Annotated in this window: 19 protein-coding genes and 3 tRNA genes; 2 read left to right on the forward strand and 20 right to left on the reverse strand. The window is 60.3% G+C overall.

Going from position 1 to position 16,000, the window contains the following annotated elements; translation table 11 throughout:
• Positions 1-82: 82 nt before the first annotated feature.
• From EU811_RS02435 to EU811_RS02480, 10 genes are all read right to left on the reverse strand, one after another.
• A complete protein-coding gene (locus EU811_RS02435) occupies positions 83-898 on the reverse strand; it encodes an anti-sigma factor domain-containing protein (RefSeq protein ID WP_142936920.1) in 816 nt (271 codons plus the stop codon).
• Positions 885-1,499 carry an RNA polymerase sigma factor gene (locus tag EU811_RS02440; RefSeq protein WP_142937113.1) on the reverse strand — a complete coding sequence of 205 codons (615 nt, stop codon included), beginning with the start codon at positions 1,497-1,499 and terminating at the stop codon, positions 885-887. Before EU811_RS02440 ends, EU811_RS02435 begins: the two co-directional genes overlap by 14 nt.
• A 16-nt stretch (positions 1,500-1,515) precedes the next feature.
• Complete coding sequence (locus tag EU811_RS24060; protein WP_238703272.1) at positions 1,516-1,914, reverse strand: class F sortase; 399 nt, start codon at positions 1,912-1,914, stop codon at positions 1,516-1,518.
• Positions 1,915-2,348: 434 nt separating this feature from the next.
• A complete protein-coding gene (locus EU811_RS02450; protein ID WP_142936921.1) occupies positions 2,349-3,215 on the reverse strand; it encodes a DUF4397 domain-containing protein in 867 nt (288 codons plus the stop codon).
• A gap of 109 nt (positions 3,216-3,324) precedes the next feature.
• Positions 3,325-3,936, reverse strand: coding sequence for a hypothetical protein (locus tag EU811_RS02455; protein WP_142936922.1), 612 nt, complete (start codon positions 3,934-3,936; stop codon positions 3,325-3,327).
• A complete protein-coding gene (locus tag EU811_RS02460; protein ID WP_142936923.1) occupies positions 3,933-4,580 on the reverse strand; it encodes a DUF6286 domain-containing protein in 648 nt (215 codons plus the stop codon). The genes EU811_RS02455 and EU811_RS02460 overlap by 4 nt, the downstream gene beginning before the upstream one ends.
• Positions 4,577-4,957, reverse strand: coding sequence for a hypothetical protein (locus tag EU811_RS02465; protein WP_142936924.1), 381 nt, complete (start codon positions 4,955-4,957; stop codon positions 4,577-4,579). Before EU811_RS02465 ends, EU811_RS02460 begins: the two co-directional genes overlap by 4 nt.
• Positions 4,954-5,145 (reverse strand): hypothetical protein, encoded by a 192-nt coding sequence (locus EU811_RS02470; RefSeq protein ID WP_142936925.1) that lies wholly within the window; start codon positions 5,143-5,145, stop codon positions 4,954-4,956. Before EU811_RS02470 ends, EU811_RS02465 begins: the two co-directional genes overlap by 4 nt.
• A complete protein-coding gene (locus EU811_RS02475; RefSeq protein ID WP_142936926.1) occupies positions 5,142-5,588 on the reverse strand; it encodes an Asp23/Gls24 family envelope stress response protein in 447 nt (148 codons plus the stop codon). Before EU811_RS02475 ends, EU811_RS02470 begins: the two co-directional genes overlap by 4 nt.
• 92 nt (positions 5,589-5,680) lie before the next feature.
• Positions 5,681-5,824 carry a hypothetical protein gene (locus EU811_RS02480; protein ID WP_162520263.1) on the reverse strand — a complete coding sequence of 48 codons (144 nt, stop codon included), beginning with the start codon at positions 5,822-5,824 and terminating at the stop codon, positions 5,681-5,683.
• Positions 5,825-6,292: 468 nt separating this feature from the next.
• Here EU811_RS02480 and EU811_RS02485 point away from each other — a divergent pair, with 468 nt between their 5' ends.
• Both EU811_RS02485 and EU811_RS02490 read left to right on the forward strand, forming a co-directional pair.
• Positions 6,293-6,757, forward strand: a complete 465-nt coding sequence (locus EU811_RS02485) for a DUF6318 family protein (RefSeq protein ID WP_238703273.1) — start codon at positions 6,293-6,295, stop codon at positions 6,755-6,757.
• Between the two features lie 232 nt (positions 6,758-6,989).
• On the forward strand, positions 6,990-7,715 hold the full coding sequence (locus tag EU811_RS02490) for a PKD domain-containing protein (RefSeq protein WP_142936928.1): 726 nt from the start codon (positions 6,990-6,992) through the stop codon (positions 7,713-7,715).
• 17 nt (positions 7,716-7,732) lie between these two features.
• Here the strand turns inward: EU811_RS02490 and EU811_RS02495 are convergent, their stop codons facing one another.
• From EU811_RS02495 to EU811_RS02540, 10 genes are all read right to left on the reverse strand, one after another.
• Positions 7,733-8,569: a carbohydrate ABC transporter permease gene (locus tag EU811_RS02495; RefSeq protein ID WP_142936929.1), complete on the reverse strand. Its 837-nt coding sequence runs from the start codon at positions 8,567-8,569 to the stop codon at positions 7,733-7,735.
• On the reverse strand, positions 8,563-9,534 hold the full coding sequence (locus tag EU811_RS02500; protein WP_142936930.1) for a carbohydrate ABC transporter permease: 972 nt from the start codon (positions 9,532-9,534) through the stop codon (positions 8,563-8,565). Before EU811_RS02500 ends, EU811_RS02495 begins: the two co-directional genes overlap by 7 nt.
• Before the next feature lie 11 nt (positions 9,535-9,545).
• Positions 9,546-10,868: an ABC transporter substrate-binding protein gene (locus EU811_RS02505; protein ID WP_142937116.1), complete on the reverse strand. Its 1,323-nt coding sequence runs from the start codon at positions 10,866-10,868 to the stop codon at positions 9,546-9,548.
• A gap of 213 nt (positions 10,869-11,081) precedes the next feature.
• Entirely contained in the window at positions 11,082-12,191 is a 1,110-nt protein-coding gene (locus EU811_RS02510; protein ID WP_142936931.1) for a LacI family DNA-binding transcriptional regulator, read from the reverse strand.
• A gap of 67 nt (positions 12,192-12,258) precedes the next feature.
• Entirely contained in the window at positions 12,259-13,149 is an 891-nt protein-coding gene (locus EU811_RS02515) for a PfkB family carbohydrate kinase (RefSeq protein WP_142936932.1), read from the reverse strand.
• Positions 13,150-13,233: 84 nt separating this feature from the next.
• Positions 13,234-14,235 carry an SIS domain-containing protein gene (locus EU811_RS02520; RefSeq protein WP_142936933.1) on the reverse strand — a complete coding sequence of 334 codons (1,002 nt, stop codon included), beginning with the start codon at positions 14,233-14,235 and terminating at the stop codon, positions 13,234-13,236.
• Between the two features lie 243 nt (positions 14,236-14,478).
• Positions 14,479-15,267, reverse strand: a complete 789-nt coding sequence (locus tag EU811_RS02525; RefSeq protein WP_142936934.1) for a hypothetical protein — start codon at positions 15,265-15,267, stop codon at positions 14,479-14,481.
• Between the two features lie 280 nt (positions 15,268-15,547).
• A tRNA-Phe gene (locus EU811_RS02530) sits at positions 15,548-15,623 on the reverse strand.
• Between the two features lie 46 nt (positions 15,624-15,669).
• Positions 15,670-15,743, reverse strand: a tRNA-Asp gene (locus EU811_RS02535).
• A gap of 84 nt (positions 15,744-15,827) precedes the next feature.
• Positions 15,828-15,900: transfer RNA gene (locus EU811_RS02540), tRNA-Glu, on the reverse strand.
• Positions 15,901-16,000: the final 100 nt, after the last annotated feature.

Below are 16,000 nucleotides of genomic sequence, written 5' to 3' on the forward strand. Positions count from 1 at the left end.
CTTTCCTTCGGGTGTGGGATTCAGGCTACCCGTTGCTGAATGCGAGGGCAGCGCACGGCTGCGCATCAACCGCTTGGACGGCTCAGGAACTTAGCGAACCCCTCACGATGCTCACACTGGAGTGGCCGGGATTTCCATCCAGCGGTTCATCAGAGACGTCGACGATAGGAAAATCGTCCAAATTCAGATCTGACGGAAGCGGGAAGGTCCCTGAATCCGAGCTCATGATTCCCAGACTGATCAGCCGTTTAAGGTCCGTGCCGATGAGCCAGACCTCCTGGTAGCCCTGTGCTTCATCTTTGCTCAGCTTCACTTCCAGGTTTCGTGATCCGTCCGCGGACTCAAGGACTGTCGCTGATCCTGTGGCAGTGTGCTGTGCGAGTGGGGACAACTCTGCCCGCGCCAATGGCGTTGCCGCTTGATTGAGGTTCCACAGCGTTCCACCCGCGATGACCAAGGCCCCCGCCGCAGCAACTGCCAACCAGGTCCCACGGCGTTGCCACCCCAAGGGACGCTTCTTGACGGAACGTATGTCTGTGGGTGGCGCCGGGGGGTGCCCTGGTTCGGGCGGATCGGTGTGGCCGGCTTTGCTGGTTTCAGTCCCAGTTGCAGAGCCTGCTGCAGATCCCGTTGCGGAGCCCGTAGCTGGGCCCAGGGGGTCCGCCCGGGTTGCATCGGACAGACCCAGTTCCCGGTGAATCCCGCTCCACACGTTGGGGCCGGGCACCTCAAAGCTTGTGCTGTCCGGTGTGGTTTTCATGGCGTCCACGGCGCGGCGCAATGCGGCGTACTCCGCCGAGCAGGCATCGCAGCTATTGAGATGCCGTTGGCCCTCCTCATCGAGCCAAGCACCGTACAGCGCCAGGAGGCTCAACTCTTCCGGATCAATGTGCGGCACGGTCAACCTCCAGTCTGCTTCTTAGGTGGATCAAGCTGCGTCGAATGTGGCTCTTGACGGTACCAAGGGGTAGTTCAAGCCTGCGGGAAATCTGCTCATGCGTCAGGTCCTCGTAGAACGCTAATTTCATGATGGCGCCCTGCGGTTCACCAAGCCGGTCCAGTTCTCCGTCCAGAAGCAGCCTGTCGGCCACTACCTCAACCGCTTCCCCTGTTGGAGATGCCCCGCCAGTGTCCTGGACCTGGGCGACGGCAAGGATTCTGCGAACTTCCCGGTTAGAGGCAGAATGGGCGTCCGCAATGGCGTGGCGTGCAATGCCCACTATCCAGGCCGGCAGTCGCGAGACCTCCGGGTGGAAGGTGTCGCGGTGTCGCCAGACCCTAATGAAGACCTCTTGCGTGACGTCGTCGGCTGCCGAACGGTCTCTCAAAGACCTCAAGGCGAGCGTGTGCACCAGCGGGGCGAACTCCCTGTAAGCGGCCACAAGTGCGGACTCATCCCCCGCCATAAATGAAGTGGTCAAAGCATCGTCCCACGCGGATGAGACCTCGTTTGGGGATACCAAAGGAGACTCCTTCCCGGCGTCAGCGACGAGGACCACGGCCGGGTTGGGGTACTTATTCAAGGACCGCGGTGACAATGACATTGTCGCTGTAGTCCATTCGTTCGTCCAGCCACCTGCCCCCGCACGTGACAACCTTGAGTTCGTGCGGACCCGTGCGACGGAACAAAGATTCGCCGTCGAAGGCGTCCTTGGCCATCAACGTGACGGAAACAACCCGATAGTTGAGTGCGGGAGCACCCTCCCGTCCTACGGTGATCAAGGTTCCGGCCGGTAAGGATTTCAACTGGGAGAACGGTGCTTGGTCGGAGGTGGTGTCGATGTGTCCGGCAAGCACAGCCGAGCCTTCCGCGGCTCCGGGCGCTGGCCCGAACCGATACCAGCCTGCCTCATAGAAGGTTTCCGGTATCTCCATAGCACCACCGGGCGCGACCCCCACGGGTACTACGCCCATATCAATGGACGTACCAGCCACTTGGAGTGACACAGGAGGGGGAGTCGCCGCGGGCTGCGTTGGAGTTGTGCCCCGCAGCTTGACTTCGACAGGTGGCGCAGAAGGCTCGGCGGGAGGCATCGACGGTTGAGTCTGCTGCACGCTGGGGATCGAGTCGCTTGTCTCGCTAGAGGCACTCGGTGCCGTGGACGGCGTCGGGGTCCCGCAGGCCGTCAGAAAGAGCACAGCCACGGCGGCCAGCGCTCCCATCCATTGGTGCGCACTGCGACGGCGGCCTGTACCGCTTTGGAGGCGCATAGGGCGACTTTGGTGTGGCTCACTTGATGTCATCACGCGTTTTCCTGGGGGTCTGCGGCTAGATGCTGCGGCTGCCGTTGTTGATGCGGGGCACGCCCTGGCCATCGCTGCGGACGGCCAGGACGTGTTCCAAGGACTTAGGACTTGATCCCGGAGGTGACAGCACGAGCCCTACGAATCCCCAGAGCGATCAGCAGCAGCGTTGCCGCAGCGAGGCCACCGCCCAGCATCAGCTGTTCTGTGGAGACATCACCTGCCGAGGCACCTGGAGACAAAGCGCCCGATGAGCCGTCCAGTGCGCCGGGTACCGATCCTGGTGCCGAATGCAGTCCGTCAATGGTCTGCACCGCCAATTGAAGATTCTTGTCGGTGAGGCTTCCCCACGCGTAGACGATGGTGTGCGTTCCTTCGGTCACTGTCACATCCGCAGGGCCAATGACAGGTGCCGTGGTGCCCGCTGCAGCCACTGCGGCTGAGACCGTACCGGGGTCCAGTGTGAGTGTTTGCTCGTTAGGGTTGGCCAGATTGCTCACAACGGCCGTGCCGCCGGCCAGCACATCCACAGCAGGTGCCGCTGCAGTGTGTCGGACGGTCAGCTTGCCTTTGCCTGCATCGATGCGCGAGACGTCGTTCGTGAAGAAGTTCGCTGTTGGCTTTCCTGCCGCATCGAGGTTGGCGACGGCGGTGTAGTTGCCGTTTGCAGCCAAAGTCACCGTCACGGGCCCAATAACAGGGGCAGAGGCATCGGCGGCGTCCGAGGCAGTAATTGCGAGATCGTACGCTCCCGGCGGAAGTGCCAACGGGCCGGCCAGTGTGCCTGGAGTGAAGTCGTCCAAGGTTCGTGCTCCGTTGACCCAAACGTCAACGGTCAACCCAGGCACACCGTGAAGTACAGACAAATGTGCGTCGCCCTCCGCCGCTTGCGCGGGGACAGCCAAAACGATTGCTGCTGCCAATGCCGCGGCACTGGCTCCTGCTCCTGCCGTAAGTATTCTGCTGCGCATGTCCTTCTCCTCGATCGGCCCGACGTGCGGGGTTTTTGCTGATACCCCTACTACCGACATGAGGATGGTTATGGATGCGGATGCACTCGATTTTTTGAGGGTGTGTTTCTCAGCGGACCCTTTCGGCCTTGGTAAACCTTGCCCGGGCACCGGAAACCATGTGCACCAGGACGGGGGTCTTCTGACCGATGACCAGGTCCAACGCTTCAACCAGCTGAGACACTTCCGCAGCCAGGATATGGGGCGCCACACCCTGCCGTGGCTGGATGCGGATGCGCAGTCCGGGCTGGCCCTTCACTTCGAGGGTGGCAACGGAGGCGCCGGCGAGGTCCGTCCTTTCAGCCAGGGCGGACCTGAGCGCCTGCTCGGCCACGCCACCACCGATCCGGACTTCGCCGTCAACCGCGCTGTCATCGTCGCTCGCCACCAGAAGGTTGGCGCGGCCTTTTCCTTGCTGGGACACCCAGGCGATCATCCCAATGATGATGGCCACCAGGACGACGCCGGCCACAATCCACAGCCAGCTCTCTTCACGCCCGGGGAGGTGAGTCTGCCTGAAGGCATTCTCAGCACCCGCCCACACGGAAGCAGACCAACCGTGCCACCATGTGGCCACCGCAGGCACGGTGGCCAACAGCACGAGAAGCAGCCCGATGGCCAGCAGCTTCACACCAATGATGAAAAGAAGTATGCGGTTAAGGGTCCGCGGTGTTCCGTTCACGCTCCGATCACCCCCGAGGACGCCAGATTTACCCTGACAGCTGGCATAGGCACCGGCGACATTTCCTCAAGTTCGGCCTGGACGGCAGTTAATACTGCTTCTTCGCTGACACGGCTGCCGGACGTTGGCCGCACGTTCACCACCACCAGTTGCCGTGAGACCACCACCATGACCTGTTCCTGGGTGACGTTCGCGGCAGTTCGTGCCCGACGTGCCAGTGCCGAGGCCAGGACCTCGTCATCAACCACGACGGCGGTGCGAGGGTCCCTGAGCAAGTGGCGGGCGCGCCTGCCCGGCAGGACGGCGTGCAGCAGGAAGAACAGCCCCACCATGGCGATTACCGCACCACTGGCCCCAAGCAGCAGCGGTGAGATGCCTTCCGGGAGGGCGATAATGCGCTCCGCGGCCGTGGTGGGATCGATAAGCCATGGCGGCTGCCCTATGGCGCGAACTCCTGCTTCGAGCAAAGCGTAACCGCAGAGCACGATCACCAGAACGGCCGCGATCACGGACGCTCCCGCGCGGGACGAATGCGTCTCACGGCGCAGGATACGGCTCATGCTCGGGTCTTCCCCGGCCACCGGGCTTGCTCCCCTGTTCGGATCCGCTGCGTTCACTCTCTGTGTTTCCTGATCCTGGGTCACTGGACGCGGCCTCCCTCAGTGACGTGAGCTCCGCTGATTCTGATATCCACCCTGCTCAGTTGGGATCCGCTGAGCTGGGTCACGGTTTCAAGAACGAACGCCTTGGCTGCCACGGCGCGGTCCCAGATGGAGCCTCCAAAGCCTTGGACCCGCTGCGGATCACGCAACACCTCTGTCAAAGCCGGGACGCTGATAGGTGCCACGATGGACAAAGCCAACAGGCCGTCGTCGTCCGCCCAATCAGCGCGGATGTGGCTGGCGTCAACGCCGAGCGCCTGCGCCGCGGCGGCCCGAGCCAACGATGTCAATGCCTGGGTACTGATCCGGTTATGGCCGGCCAGGCTGGTGGTGTTCTCCACAGCCTCAGCCACGCTCATGACGAAGAGCGCCGGCCCGTAATGGCATCCAGCACACTGCGAAGATCCAGTTTGCCCTCAGCCGCGCGGCCGAGCAGGGCGCCAATGCCCATGAAAAGCAGGGAGATCAGGAAACCCCATAGCCCGAACGAGAAGGACATGAAAGCCACGAAAGCGCCGATACCAATTCCCACCACGGTCATGCTCATTGGAGTGCCTCCCTTTCTACTACCACTGCCTTGCTTCCGGCGGGTTTTGCCGGCGGTGCAATGAAAACATCGGTGATTTCGATATTGACCTCAATCACTTGAAGACCAACCAATTCCTCCACGGCGCGGTATACAGCGGCCCGGACCTGGTTGGCGACGCCGTGCAGGGGATGACCGTAGAGCGCAACCAAGGTGATGTCCACCGCCACTTGGGTTTCCCCCACCTCGGCGCGAACCCCTGCTGCGTGGTCCGAGCTGCCGACGGCGTCGCGAATAGCGCCCAGCGCTCGGGACGGAGCGGAGCCCAAGGAGTAGACGCCAGGCACTGTGCGGGCAGCGATACCCGCAACTTTGGCGACGGCGGCCTCGGAGATGATGGTGCGTCCGGTGCCAGGGATTTCGCCCCCGGGCACGGGATCAAGCTGCACATTCTGGTCTTCCATGGAGCACTCCCCTTCTCTTGATTACCACCCTAGCGTCTAGCTCCGACGCTTTGGGAGAAGCGTCGGAGGGAAGGAAACGCGCCCGGCTCCCGCTACGTGCAGTTCTTATCGATCCTGTCCTGGACGGGCTTCATAAGTTCCTCAAACTGCCCGTCACCGTACTTCCTGAAGTCCGAGCCGGCGGACTCCCTGAAAGCACGAAGTTTCTCGGAGGCTGGCTTCAGTTCTCCGGGCATTTTGCCCTCCATTTGCGACAATTCCTGCTCCCGTGGATGCACTCGGGTTCACGCTGGGATTCACGCCTAAGTCTGCATTCGAGGACACTTCCGCTGCGCGCGCCTGCCATGCCAGCGACGCAAGAATGCGCCGGTGACCTTTGCGGCGACCATAGGAAAGTTATCCACAAGCGAGAATTTCCGGCTGGGTTGCCAATGTTTGACCCACCTAGACTGACGCACAGATCACCGAAACAGCTGCTGGGGAGCCGCACCATGCCACGCCAAACGTTTATGTCCTTTCCTTCTGTTCGCGCCCGGCAGGCAGTTGCGGCTCTCGCCTTCGCGATGCTTCTATGCGGTTGCCAAGGCAGTAGCACGCCCGGCAGCCCAGCCTCCCCAACAGGCACGACGACGGCGACACCCACCTCGAGCGCTTCGTCACCGATTGCTCTGCCAGGGAGCGCGACCCCACAGACGGCGCCTGCCGTGTACAAACCCGCCGATGCCAAGGGGAAAGCACAGAACGTGCCCGTTCCCGTCATGCCCGACCTGGCGAAGGAGAACTCGAAGGCCGGACTGGAGGCGTTCATTGGGTACTGGTACGCGCAACTGAGTTATGTCGGAGAAACAGGCGACATGTCGGCCTGGCTGCCCCTCATCTCCCAAGAGTGCCGGCTCTGTCTTCGGCTCCAGGAGTCCGGCGAGGACGGATATGTGAATGGGCGGTGGCTAGCTGGCGGGAAGATTACGGTACCCGCCATCGAACTTCAGTGGACTGCCGATGCCCTAAAGTCGGCCAAAGTGCAGGTAATACAAGAACAGATCGACTACTACAACGCGGACGGAAGCATCGGACGAACAAGATCGGAAGCATCAAATGACGCCTTCGCCCTCTTCGCCAGGTTTGCGGACGGAGCTTGGACGGTGGTGGACCTTGGCGTCATCGAGTAGGCCTTTCAGCGCTTGGGTCCGCTCGGCCCTAGGGATCGCGTTTGGGCTATTGGTGTGCTGCATTCTGGCACCGCCGTCCGCGTCGGCGGATGACATATGGGCTGCAAACAACGCAGGCGATCAAGGAGTCGATATTGGTGCCAGGTTCACAATCGACCCTGCAAGCGGGCAGCTAGAACCTCGTCTCGGCGGAACTTCAACCTCGCCCGCAGCCGACGACCCCAATCAGTACATGGCCGATACCCATTGCCGGGCCGACGGTCCCGATACGAAGGACCCTGGCTGCGATGCCCTCGAATGCCCGGCCACCGCGCCCGGAGGGGAGGAGGGCACACCGGTCATTTGGAAGGAGGCCCCCAAAGCAATCACCAATCCGGGCTGGACGGACTGGATCCCGGTCAGCGGCCCGACGTGCCTCTATGACCCCGAACCCGAAAACGTCCTGCCCAAAATCGCCGCGCGGATCCTCACCGACTTCCGCCAACTACCCGTCAACCCCGGAAACCTCCAAGCCCAACCCTTCCCCCACACCCTCAAAGGCGGCCCCACCAACTTCTACACCACCACCAACGACCAAACCTTCGACCTCACCATCCTCGGCCAAACAGTCCACCTCACCGCCACACCCACCAACTACACCTACACCTTCGGCGACGGCACCACCCTCGGCCCAACACCAGCCGCCGGCTACTCCATCCCCGAAACCGAATGGCTCAACAACCAGACCCGCACCAGCCACATCTACACAGAAACCGGCAACTACCAAGCAGCAGTCACCACCAGCTTCACCGGAACCTACTCCGTCAACAACGGCCCACCACTACCCATCAACGGCACCCTGGACATCACCACACCCACCAAAACCATCCACGTCTGGAAAACAGAAAGAGCACTCGTCGCCGACACCTGCCAGGAAAACCCCAACTCCTGGGGCTGCCCCGGCACGGAATCCGGCTAAACCCAGTACGCACATGTCTACTTGCCCACTCCATCCGCGAGACCACGGATGAAATACCTCTGCCCCGCGAAGAAGAGCACGATCACCGGAATTGCCGCAATGGCCATACCTGCGAAAACCACGGGGTAGTCCGTGCCGTGCTTGGACATCAGATTGGTGAGCCCCACGGGAAGGGTTTGCAGCGCTCCCCCGCTGGTGAACACCATGGCGAATAGGTATTCGTTCCAGGTAAACAGGATGTTCAGGAGAACCGTCGAAACCAAGATCGGCTTGCACATGGGCAAGATGACTTGCCAAAACGCGCGTGCCTTTGAGGCCCCATCCACTGAGGCTGCTTCATCCACCTCTGCGGGCAGATCCATCATGTAGGCCCGGATGAGGAACGTCGTGAAGGGAACACGGAAGGCTGTGTACAGAATCAGAAGCGCCCAGAGATTGTTGTACAGTCCCAAGCTCTGGAACATCTTGACCAGCGGGATCAGTGCCACTGTGGGAGCGAGCATCAGGCCGCCAAGGATGAGAATCAGCACCACCCTATTGAACGGGATATTTACCCGGGTCAGTCCATAGGCAGCCCAAGCGCTGATAAATACAGTGGCAATGGTGGAAGCCACCGTGACCAGGACGCTGGTAGTGAGATAGTCGCCCACACCTCGGTTCCATGCGGTGACGTAGTTGTCCCATTTCCATGCGACAGGCAAGGCGAACGGATTCGAGAACAGTTCGGAGTTGGACTTCACGCCGTTGAGCAGCATCCAGACCAACGGATAAACAACCACGACGGCGAGTGCAATGAGGAACGCTTTGACGAGGACCCTACCGAGCACCAGCAGCACAGCTGAGCGCGTCACCATTGGACCCTCCTTTTCTTGGAGATACGAAGCTGTATGACGGCCAGGACCAACGTGATGATGAAGACAGCAGTGGCGACGGCGGCCGCGTAGCCAAAGTCATTGCGGACGAATCCGCTTCTGTAGAGCCACGTGCCAAGGACCTGGCTTGAATTGTTGGGGCCTCCACTGGTCATCACCATGACTTCGTTGAACACTTGAAAGGCCCCGGATACGGTGACGATCATCATCAGCCCGGTCATTTCCCTGACGAGTGGCAGGGAAATTGAGAAGAACCGCTGGAGGGGACCGACGCCGTCGATGGACGCTGCTTCATACAGTTCGGAAGGGATCCGCTGCAGTGCCACGGAGAACAGAAGCGTGCAATACCCGAAGCCTTGCCATTGGCTCATGGCGATGATGGCAAAGATGGCCGTGTTCTCCTGTCCCAGCCATGCCTGAGTGAAGTTCCCCAGGCCAAGGACATCCAGCGCCGCGTTAAGGATGCCCATCTCTGGTTCGTAGATGAAGTAGAACAAGAGGCCTGCCACCGTCAGTGAGATAGCAGAGGGTACGAAATAGACGGCTCGAAGGATTCCCCGCCACCGCTGGCTTCGTAGTCCCTCGATCATCGCTGCAAGGATGATCGCCCCGAACACTTGGAAAGCAATGGAGATGATGGCGTAAAGGGTGTTGTTAAGGAGTGACTTCCAGAAGATGGGGTCGTTGAGCATGCGGACGTAGTTGTCAGCGCCAACAAAGGTCTGGCGGCCACTGTAGATATCCCACTTGAGGAAACTGAAGCCTAGGTTCTGCACCAGTGGCAGGTAAGCAAAGACGACTAGAAGCAGGACCGCTGGCAACACCCAAACGAAGTTGCGCCAGCGACGCGACCGGGCTGGCTTGTTGGTGCGGTTTCGAGGCGACTTAGCGGAAACGGGCGCCGGCGGCGAAGCCGCGGGCTTCCAGGCAGTATCGGAAACAGTCATGACGTTGCCGGCTACTTTGCTGCACTGGAAGCAGCCCGAACAGAGGCAAGAACCTGATCCGGGGTTTGCGTTCCAGCCACCAAGGCCTCCCCACCAGCCAACCAGGCGTCAGCAACAGCAGGAACAGTAACCGAGTCCAGCCATGTGATGGCTGCGGAAGCTTCGTTCACCTGCTTGATACCCTCGATGACGGGTCCGGAAGAGTTCTCCGTGGAAACCGCGCCTTTGACCGCACTGGGCTGGCCGTACGGCGGGGCAGAGAGCTTGGCAGCGTTCTGGCTGTTGGTAACGAACTTCATGAAATCAGCTGCAAGTGCGGCGTTCTTGGAACGGGCATTGATGATGTAGCCCTCAGGGGAACCTTCGATCGCTTGTGTATCGCCCTTGGCATCCGCTGCGGCGGGGAGCTTGAAGATGCCCAACCCGTCCTGCTTGAGTTTTGAGTCGGCAGAAGCAGTGGAGTCGAATTCAAGGATCTCCTGGTAATACATACCTGATTTACCCTCAGCCAAGGCCTGCTGTGCCGTTGTGTAAAGGACTCCGTTGGAGTCCTTGCCGCTGCCGGTGCACTCGTTGACCAAACGGGTGAACTGGTCCATTGCCTTGAGGTAGCCCCGGTCCTCCAGCTTGGCCGTTGCCGGACTGAAGTCGGCTTGCAGCGTATCGGCCGGCACTTCGTAGGCGAACAGTTGCTGCAGGTAGTGGAGCCCCGGCCAACCGTCCTTGTTCCCGAACGAGATCGGCTCGTAGCCTGCTCCCTTCAGCACGGAGCAGGAAGAAATCAGTTCATCGAAGGTGGACGGCGGTGTCAGGCCCAGCTCTTTGAAGATGCGCTGGTTGTAACCCATGAACTTGCCATTGTTGTAGAGCGGAACTGCGAAGTACTTGCCGTCCTTGGCGAACGCCTTGAGCGCGGACTCGCCAAAGTCATTGCCCCACTCCGTCCCCGGGGCAATGATCGGGGTCAGATCTGCTGCGAGTCCCCCATCAATGAAGTTGTTGGCCCAACTGCCAGCCCATGTGAAATAGATGTCGGGCATGGCCTGGGAGGCAGTCAACGTCTTGGTCTTGTCCTTGATGCTCTGGTCCGTCTCCTGGATGAGCTCAAAGGACACTTCCGGGTGTAGCTTCTTGTACTCAGCGGCTAAATCCTCAAAGTACGGTTCAAGCGGGTCACCGCCGAACTTTGTGAGGATGCTGAGCGTTCCCGTGTACTGGGGTTCAGCGTTTGGGTCCAGGGCAGCGGCCGGCTGGCTTCCGCCGTCGGAACAACCAGTAAGCGCCAAAGCGGCGGCGGCCAGCAATGCCATCAGTGATTGGGTGCTTTTACGCATCATTTCTTCTTTCGGTAGAAGGGCCGATTCAGCCGTGTCCCCTACGGGAGTGGGAAGTCACGCCCGCCGTTGGGGGTGCACTTCACCGCTGACGGGCTGAAGGGGTAAGTCCTGAGTTGGAACAGGGAGGTTGGAACTTGTGATACCGGTACCACAGTGAATCATGATTTGGCTCAGCGTGGAAGAGACCTAACGGAAATTAAGGGAGCGAATTTACGAGTCGCCGCGAGCAGCGCGCACAGGGCCGTCTGATGAACGGGCCACGAGCTGCGAGGGCAGAACGTGCTTCTTCGGTTCAGAAGTGTCGCCGTCGATCCTTGCGATGAGCTGCTGGGAGGCGACAATGCCCATCTGGCGCATGGGCTGCTGGATCATAGTCAACGGAGGGTCCATGACGGCCGCCCAAGGGCTGTCATCAAAGCCGATGAGGGAGACATCCTTCAGTACACGCAGGTTTTTGGCACGCAAAGAATGAAGAGCCCCCACCGTCGCTTCGGTTTCGGTAGTGAAAATGGCAGTGGGCGGATCCGCGAGGGCCAACATTCCGCTAACAGCCCGCGTCGCCTGGCCCTCATTCTTGAGAACGTGGGTGATGAGCGCGGTGTCGAAAGGAATTCCTGCCTCTTCCAAGGCATCGAGATAACCCCTCAGCCGCTCACCATCACTCCACAGCGCTTCATCCAGGATGCTATGCATCTGCTTCAGGTCCGTCGCCGGACTGAGGGTGACGGGCCCCCATGCGAACGCTATCCGCCGGTGACCATTCTGTATAAGCGATGCAACGGCAGACCGTGCAGCCTCCCGGTTGTCGATCACCACCGAATCCGTCTCCAGCTTGTCCACCAAACGGTCTATGAGGACTACAGGAGTCCCGCGATCGATGGCATTGGATAGATGTGAAACGTCATCGCTTCGACCTGCAGCAGACGCCACCACCAGGCCGTCCACTTGCTTTGCCAGCAGGACTGCGATGGCGTCGCGCTCCAGCTCAAGCTTCTCGTCAGTGCTCAGGATGATGGCGTCGTAGCCAGCCATTTTGGCTGTTTCCGAGATGCCCTTGAGCACGCCTGAGAAGAACGGGTTGGCCACATCCGCCAGCACAATCCCAAGGGTTTTGGTGACTCCCGTGGTCATGCTGCGCGCCAGAGTGTTCGGCTGATAACCAAGCTTTTCGGCCGCCCGCATCACCTTGGCGCGGGTGGCTTCACTGACCGATCCATAGTTTCCGAGGGTTCGAGCCACCGTTGCCCGTCCCACTCCAGCAGCTGCTGCTACTTCGGTAATGGTGGGGGCAGCCGGGTGGTTCTGATGATCCGTCGCCATCCGACCCCCTTCAGTTGTGGAATCCGCGCCCGCAGTTCCGTCCGTTGATTTGTCCCTGCATCAGATCCTAGTTGCTCCCTCTACGACTAGTTGCTACCTCGACGGCCCGGCCGTAACCGAACGCGCCCTCCACATAACACTGCGCCGCGGCATGCTCAGCTCCTCGGGCCAACGCTCTCTGTAAATCGTCTGCCGGCGGCCGGTACGTTCGGCTCCAACCGGAGCCAAGCAAACTGACCACGAGTCCGGCCAGAAAAGCATCACCGCAACCCATCGTGTCCGCAAACCGGCGTGGATCAGTAGGTGCCGCTGCCTGCGTGAGGAAGCGTTCGCCGTCGTACATCATTGCCCCTGACTGCCCGCGCGTCCCCACCGCGAGCGGAACGCCCGCTGCATGTACTCGCCTGAGGTCATGCTCGACGGCGGCAACAGTCATGTTTCCGCACGACAAAAGGGCCAGGTCCACGTAGGGCGCCGTTAGTTCCAGATAGGAGTCTGATCGACGTTCCGGCTCCGACGAGTAGTCGAAACTGACTAAGGCACCAGTGCTGCGGACCGCCGGTAACTGGGTCTCCGACGCGGAATAGACGCTCGAATGCACCAGATCGGCGGAGGCCAAGTACCTGAGGTGTTCAACGTCAAGCATGAAGGGATCACTTGTGGTGACGCCCCCTTCATTCCATCCCAGGAAGATACGGTCGCCGTCCACTACCTTGATTTCAGTGACGCCATTGAGGCCGTCACGGATGATGCACTTGCTGGTATCAACACCCTCCGAATCGATGGCGTTCCGGACAAAAGCACCCAAGGGATCGGAGCCGAAAACGCCCAGATAGGCGGACTCGATGCCCAACCGATGGGCAAATACCGCGACGTTAACGCAGTTTCCCCCGGGGTACATCACTTTGCGGTCGAGAAAACGGTCCACAATGTTGTCCCCGTATCCGATTACTTTCATGCTCTTCCTGTCTCGAATCTGCGGGCCCGGACAGAGCCGGGCCCGCAGCGTGGCGATCCTCCCCTTTCGGGGTGCGGCGAACGGTCAGTACTCCACCACTCGGTAGTAGCGGCGCAGATCCAGGGAGTGGTTTCGGACGCGTTCGAGGTGCTTGCTGAACCTGTCCAGGACGGTATCCAGAACCAACGGGGACAGGAGCGCACGGAAACGGGGGCTGACGCCCGGCAGATCGTAGTCCTTGCTGTCCAGCAAGGTGGTGTTCTTGTTGTAGTTTTCGGCGAATTTGGCAACGCGGTCCATCAGTGGACGCGTCTCGTCCTCACCCACCAGCAGCATGAGGCTGGTGTCTTCTTCGATGAGTTCCAAGGAGCCGTGGAAGAACTCAGCACCGTGCACGCGGGTGGTCCGGAGCCACTGCATTTCTTCCAGGATGCACATGGAGTAGAGGTAGGTGAGGCCCCACAGGTTTCCGGTGCCCACCAGGAAGTGATAGTCAGCGTCTTTGTTCTTCTCCGCAAAGGCTTCTGCCACTGATTCTGCTTGCCGGGCGACGCCCACCAGGCTCTCGGGGACGGTTTGCAGCTCGGCCGCCAGTTCTTCGTACCCCTCAAATTCGCCGCGAGCAGCAAGGAGGCGGGTGCTCAAGAGAATCATGGGGATATCAAAGGGCCAGGTTTTGGGCTCGGTCACCAAGGCAACGTCGAGGGCTTTAGCAAACGGGCTATCCGCGAATCCGGTGAATCCTATGGTGTAGGCGCCCTTGGCCTTGGCAAACTCGATGGCCTCGATAACGTCTTCGGTGGTGCCGGAGACGGAAGCGAAGACAGCTACGGAGCCGGGGCCGAACGTGGGATCCTCGGCCAACATCAGCTCTTTGCCGATGGATGCACGGACAGGCAACGTGGACCGGGATCGGATGAAGTGCTCGTACGGCAGCATCGCGGCGTAGGTTCCGCCGGCACCAATGAGGAACATGTTGGTCAGCCGCCGTTCCTGGATGGAGTCGACTACCGATTCGATCTGCCCCTGCAGCGCCAAAGCACTACGGGTCTGTGTGAGGAATTCCTCTTCTTTGAAGCCAAGCACGGATGGTCCTTTCGAACGACAACTTTTGGAGTGTTGGAACATGTTGATACCGGTATCAATATGTGGTCATCATGCTGTCATGGGAATTCTGAAGCGTCAATAGTTTCTTCGGAAAGGGTTACGAGGCGAAAGGACATGACCGCGGGGCTCTGAAAGGTGAGGGCCTACTCGATACCCTCCAGGATGTTGCGTTCAGGGAAGGAGTCGGAGCCCGGGGGCGGGATCGCTTATCGGATCAGCTGGTCACTTGTATGACCCGAACACGATCGAGTCGAAGACGGCGCGCGCCTCTCTTATCAGCTCCGGATTGATCGATTCGTCGACATAGCCCACAGCGACGACAGCCCGCTTGCCGTTCAGGTCGACTACCCGGTAGGTTTCGTGTTCATTCTGAGTCGAGTACCAGTGTGTGCAGTGGTACATCATTTCTGAGTGGATGCAGAACTTGCCGCTGTCGCAGGCCGGGATGTCCACGTCGCCCTCGACGGAGTGGTCGAACTCGAAGCCGGGGTAATCGCCCACCATGATCTTGACGGGAGGAGTGCTTGCCGTTGACGATTGCGCCGCCATAGCCCTAGTGAAGGCCCAGTCCGCAGGACCGACATCGGCAAGGGCACCCCTCCAGTTGCATGCGTCCTGCGACACATAGAACGCGGACCCAAGGGTCAGGTGGACGGCCCATGCAGCCGGGTGATCCGGGTCATCCTTGCCCAGGCTGTTACCGTCGAGAGCAGACCAGCCGCCTGGAACGGTGATCTCGAAAGGCTCCTTGTAGCCGTCGACGGGGACCAGATATGTGCCGGCGTCGATATCGCCCCTCTCCGGCAGCGATGAGACCGTGCGAGGGTCGCGACTCTCCGGCAGCGGTGAGACCGTGCGAGCCTCCGTCATCGGAGAACTGGCAGACGGCAGGGATGCGTCGTCGGACTCATATTCGCACCCGCCGAGACATCCAATCAGTGCGATAGTCAGCAAGGGCAAGAGATGGCGAGAACGCTGAGCGGCCTTTTCGATGGGTGTCATGGAACTCATTGATCCACCAGGCCGCTACAAGGCGCTGTGAGGCCCCGCAGCCGGGTGGCCTCGCAGGCGGTCCGAGATGGGATGCCGTCGCCTCAGTCTCCTCCGGTAGAGAACCCGTGACAATGAAGAAAACGACCGGAGGTCAGGTTCGACTCATGAAATCCCCGAACGACAGGAGCACCCTGCAGAAGCGGCGAGAAAACGCCACATTGGGTCTTCGTCCGCGCCGACAAGGTCATCGCATGTTAAAGAAGAAAAGCACCAGTTCCGAAGAACTGATGCTTCCCAGTGGTGGCTCCGACCGGCGTCGATCCGGTGACCTTTCGATTTTCAGTCGAACGCTCTACCAACTGAGCTACAGAGCCTAGGTGACATGTCACCTTGAGAACCGAATTTCTTCGGCGCTCAGAGCGACCCTGACGGGACTTGAACCCGCGACCTCCGCCGTGACAGGGCGGCGCGCTAACCAACTGCGCTACAGGGCCTTGCGTTTGCAGTATCTCTACCGCGTTTTTTTCAAGGCTTCTAGCTTACCAGACTTTTTTCATCCGGTTTACCACTTCCTTGCGTACCCCCAACGGGATTCGAACCCGTGCCGCCGCCGTGAAAGGGCGGTGTCCTAGGCCGCTAGACGATGGGGGCCTGAACTCAATTCGGATTTCGCAAAGAAAAGGGACGCTTTACGCGTTCTTTCCGTGTCTCGCTCGTCCGAACTGGACTCTAAAACTTTAGAGCATAGATG

This window comes from Arthrobacter sp. TS-15 (assembly GCF_006964045.1).
Lineage (GTDB): Bacteria > Actinomycetota > Actinomycetes > Actinomycetales > Micrococcaceae > Arthrobacter.

What these genes read in the sequence shown, in the direction of transcription:
- EU811_RS02525 (WP_142936934.1), bottom strand. Translation starts at nt 15,267, where the DNA reads ATGAGTTCCATGACACCCATCGAAAAGGCCGCTCAGCGTTCTCGCCAT.
- EU811_RS02480 (WP_162520263.1), bottom strand. Translation starts at nt 5,824, where the DNA reads ATGCCCGGAGAACTGAAGCCAGCCTCCGAGAAACTTCGTGCTTTCAGG.
- EU811_RS02515 (WP_142936932.1), bottom strand. Translation starts at nt 13,149, where the DNA reads ATGAAAGTAATCGGATACGGGGACAACATTGTGGACCGTTTTCTCGAC.
- EU811_RS02450 (WP_142936921.1), bottom strand. Translation starts at nt 3,215, where the DNA reads ATGCGCAGCAGAATACTTACGGCAGGAGCAGGAGCCAGTGCCGCGGCA.
- EU811_RS02500 (WP_142936930.1), bottom strand. Translation starts at nt 9,534, where the DNA reads ATGACTGTTTCCGATACTGCCTGGAAGCCCGCGGCTTCGCCGCCGGCG.
- EU811_RS02510 (WP_142936931.1), bottom strand. Translation starts at nt 12,191, where the DNA reads ATGGCGACGGATCATCAGAACCACCCGGCTGCCCCCACCATTACCGAA.
- EU811_RS02490 (WP_142936928.1), top strand. Translation starts at nt 6,990, where the DNA reads ATGGCCGATACCCATTGCCGGGCCGACGGTCCCGATACGAAGGACCCT.
- EU811_RS02465 (WP_142936924.1), bottom strand. Translation starts at nt 4,957, where the DNA reads ATGAGCGTGGCTGAGGCTGTGGAGAACACCACCAGCCTGGCCGGCCAT.
- EU811_RS02470 (WP_142936925.1), bottom strand. Translation starts at nt 5,145, where the DNA reads ATGAGCATGACCGTGGTGGGAATTGGTATCGGCGCTTTCGTGGCTTTC.
- EU811_RS02505 (WP_142937116.1), bottom strand. Translation starts at nt 10,868, where the DNA reads ATGCGTAAAAGCACCCAATCACTGATGGCATTGCTGGCCGCCGCCGCT.
- EU811_RS02475 (WP_142936926.1), bottom strand. Translation starts at nt 5,588, where the DNA reads ATGGAAGACCAGAATGTGCAGCTTGATCCCGTGCCCGGGGGCGAAATC.
- EU811_RS24060 (WP_238703272.1), bottom strand. Translation starts at nt 1,914, where the DNA reads ATGGGCGTAGTACCCGTGGGGGTCGCGCCCGGTGGTGCTATGGAGATA.
- EU811_RS02495 (WP_142936929.1), bottom strand. Translation starts at nt 8,569, where the DNA reads ATGGTGACGCGCTCAGCTGTGCTGCTGGTGCTCGGTAGGGTCCTCGTC.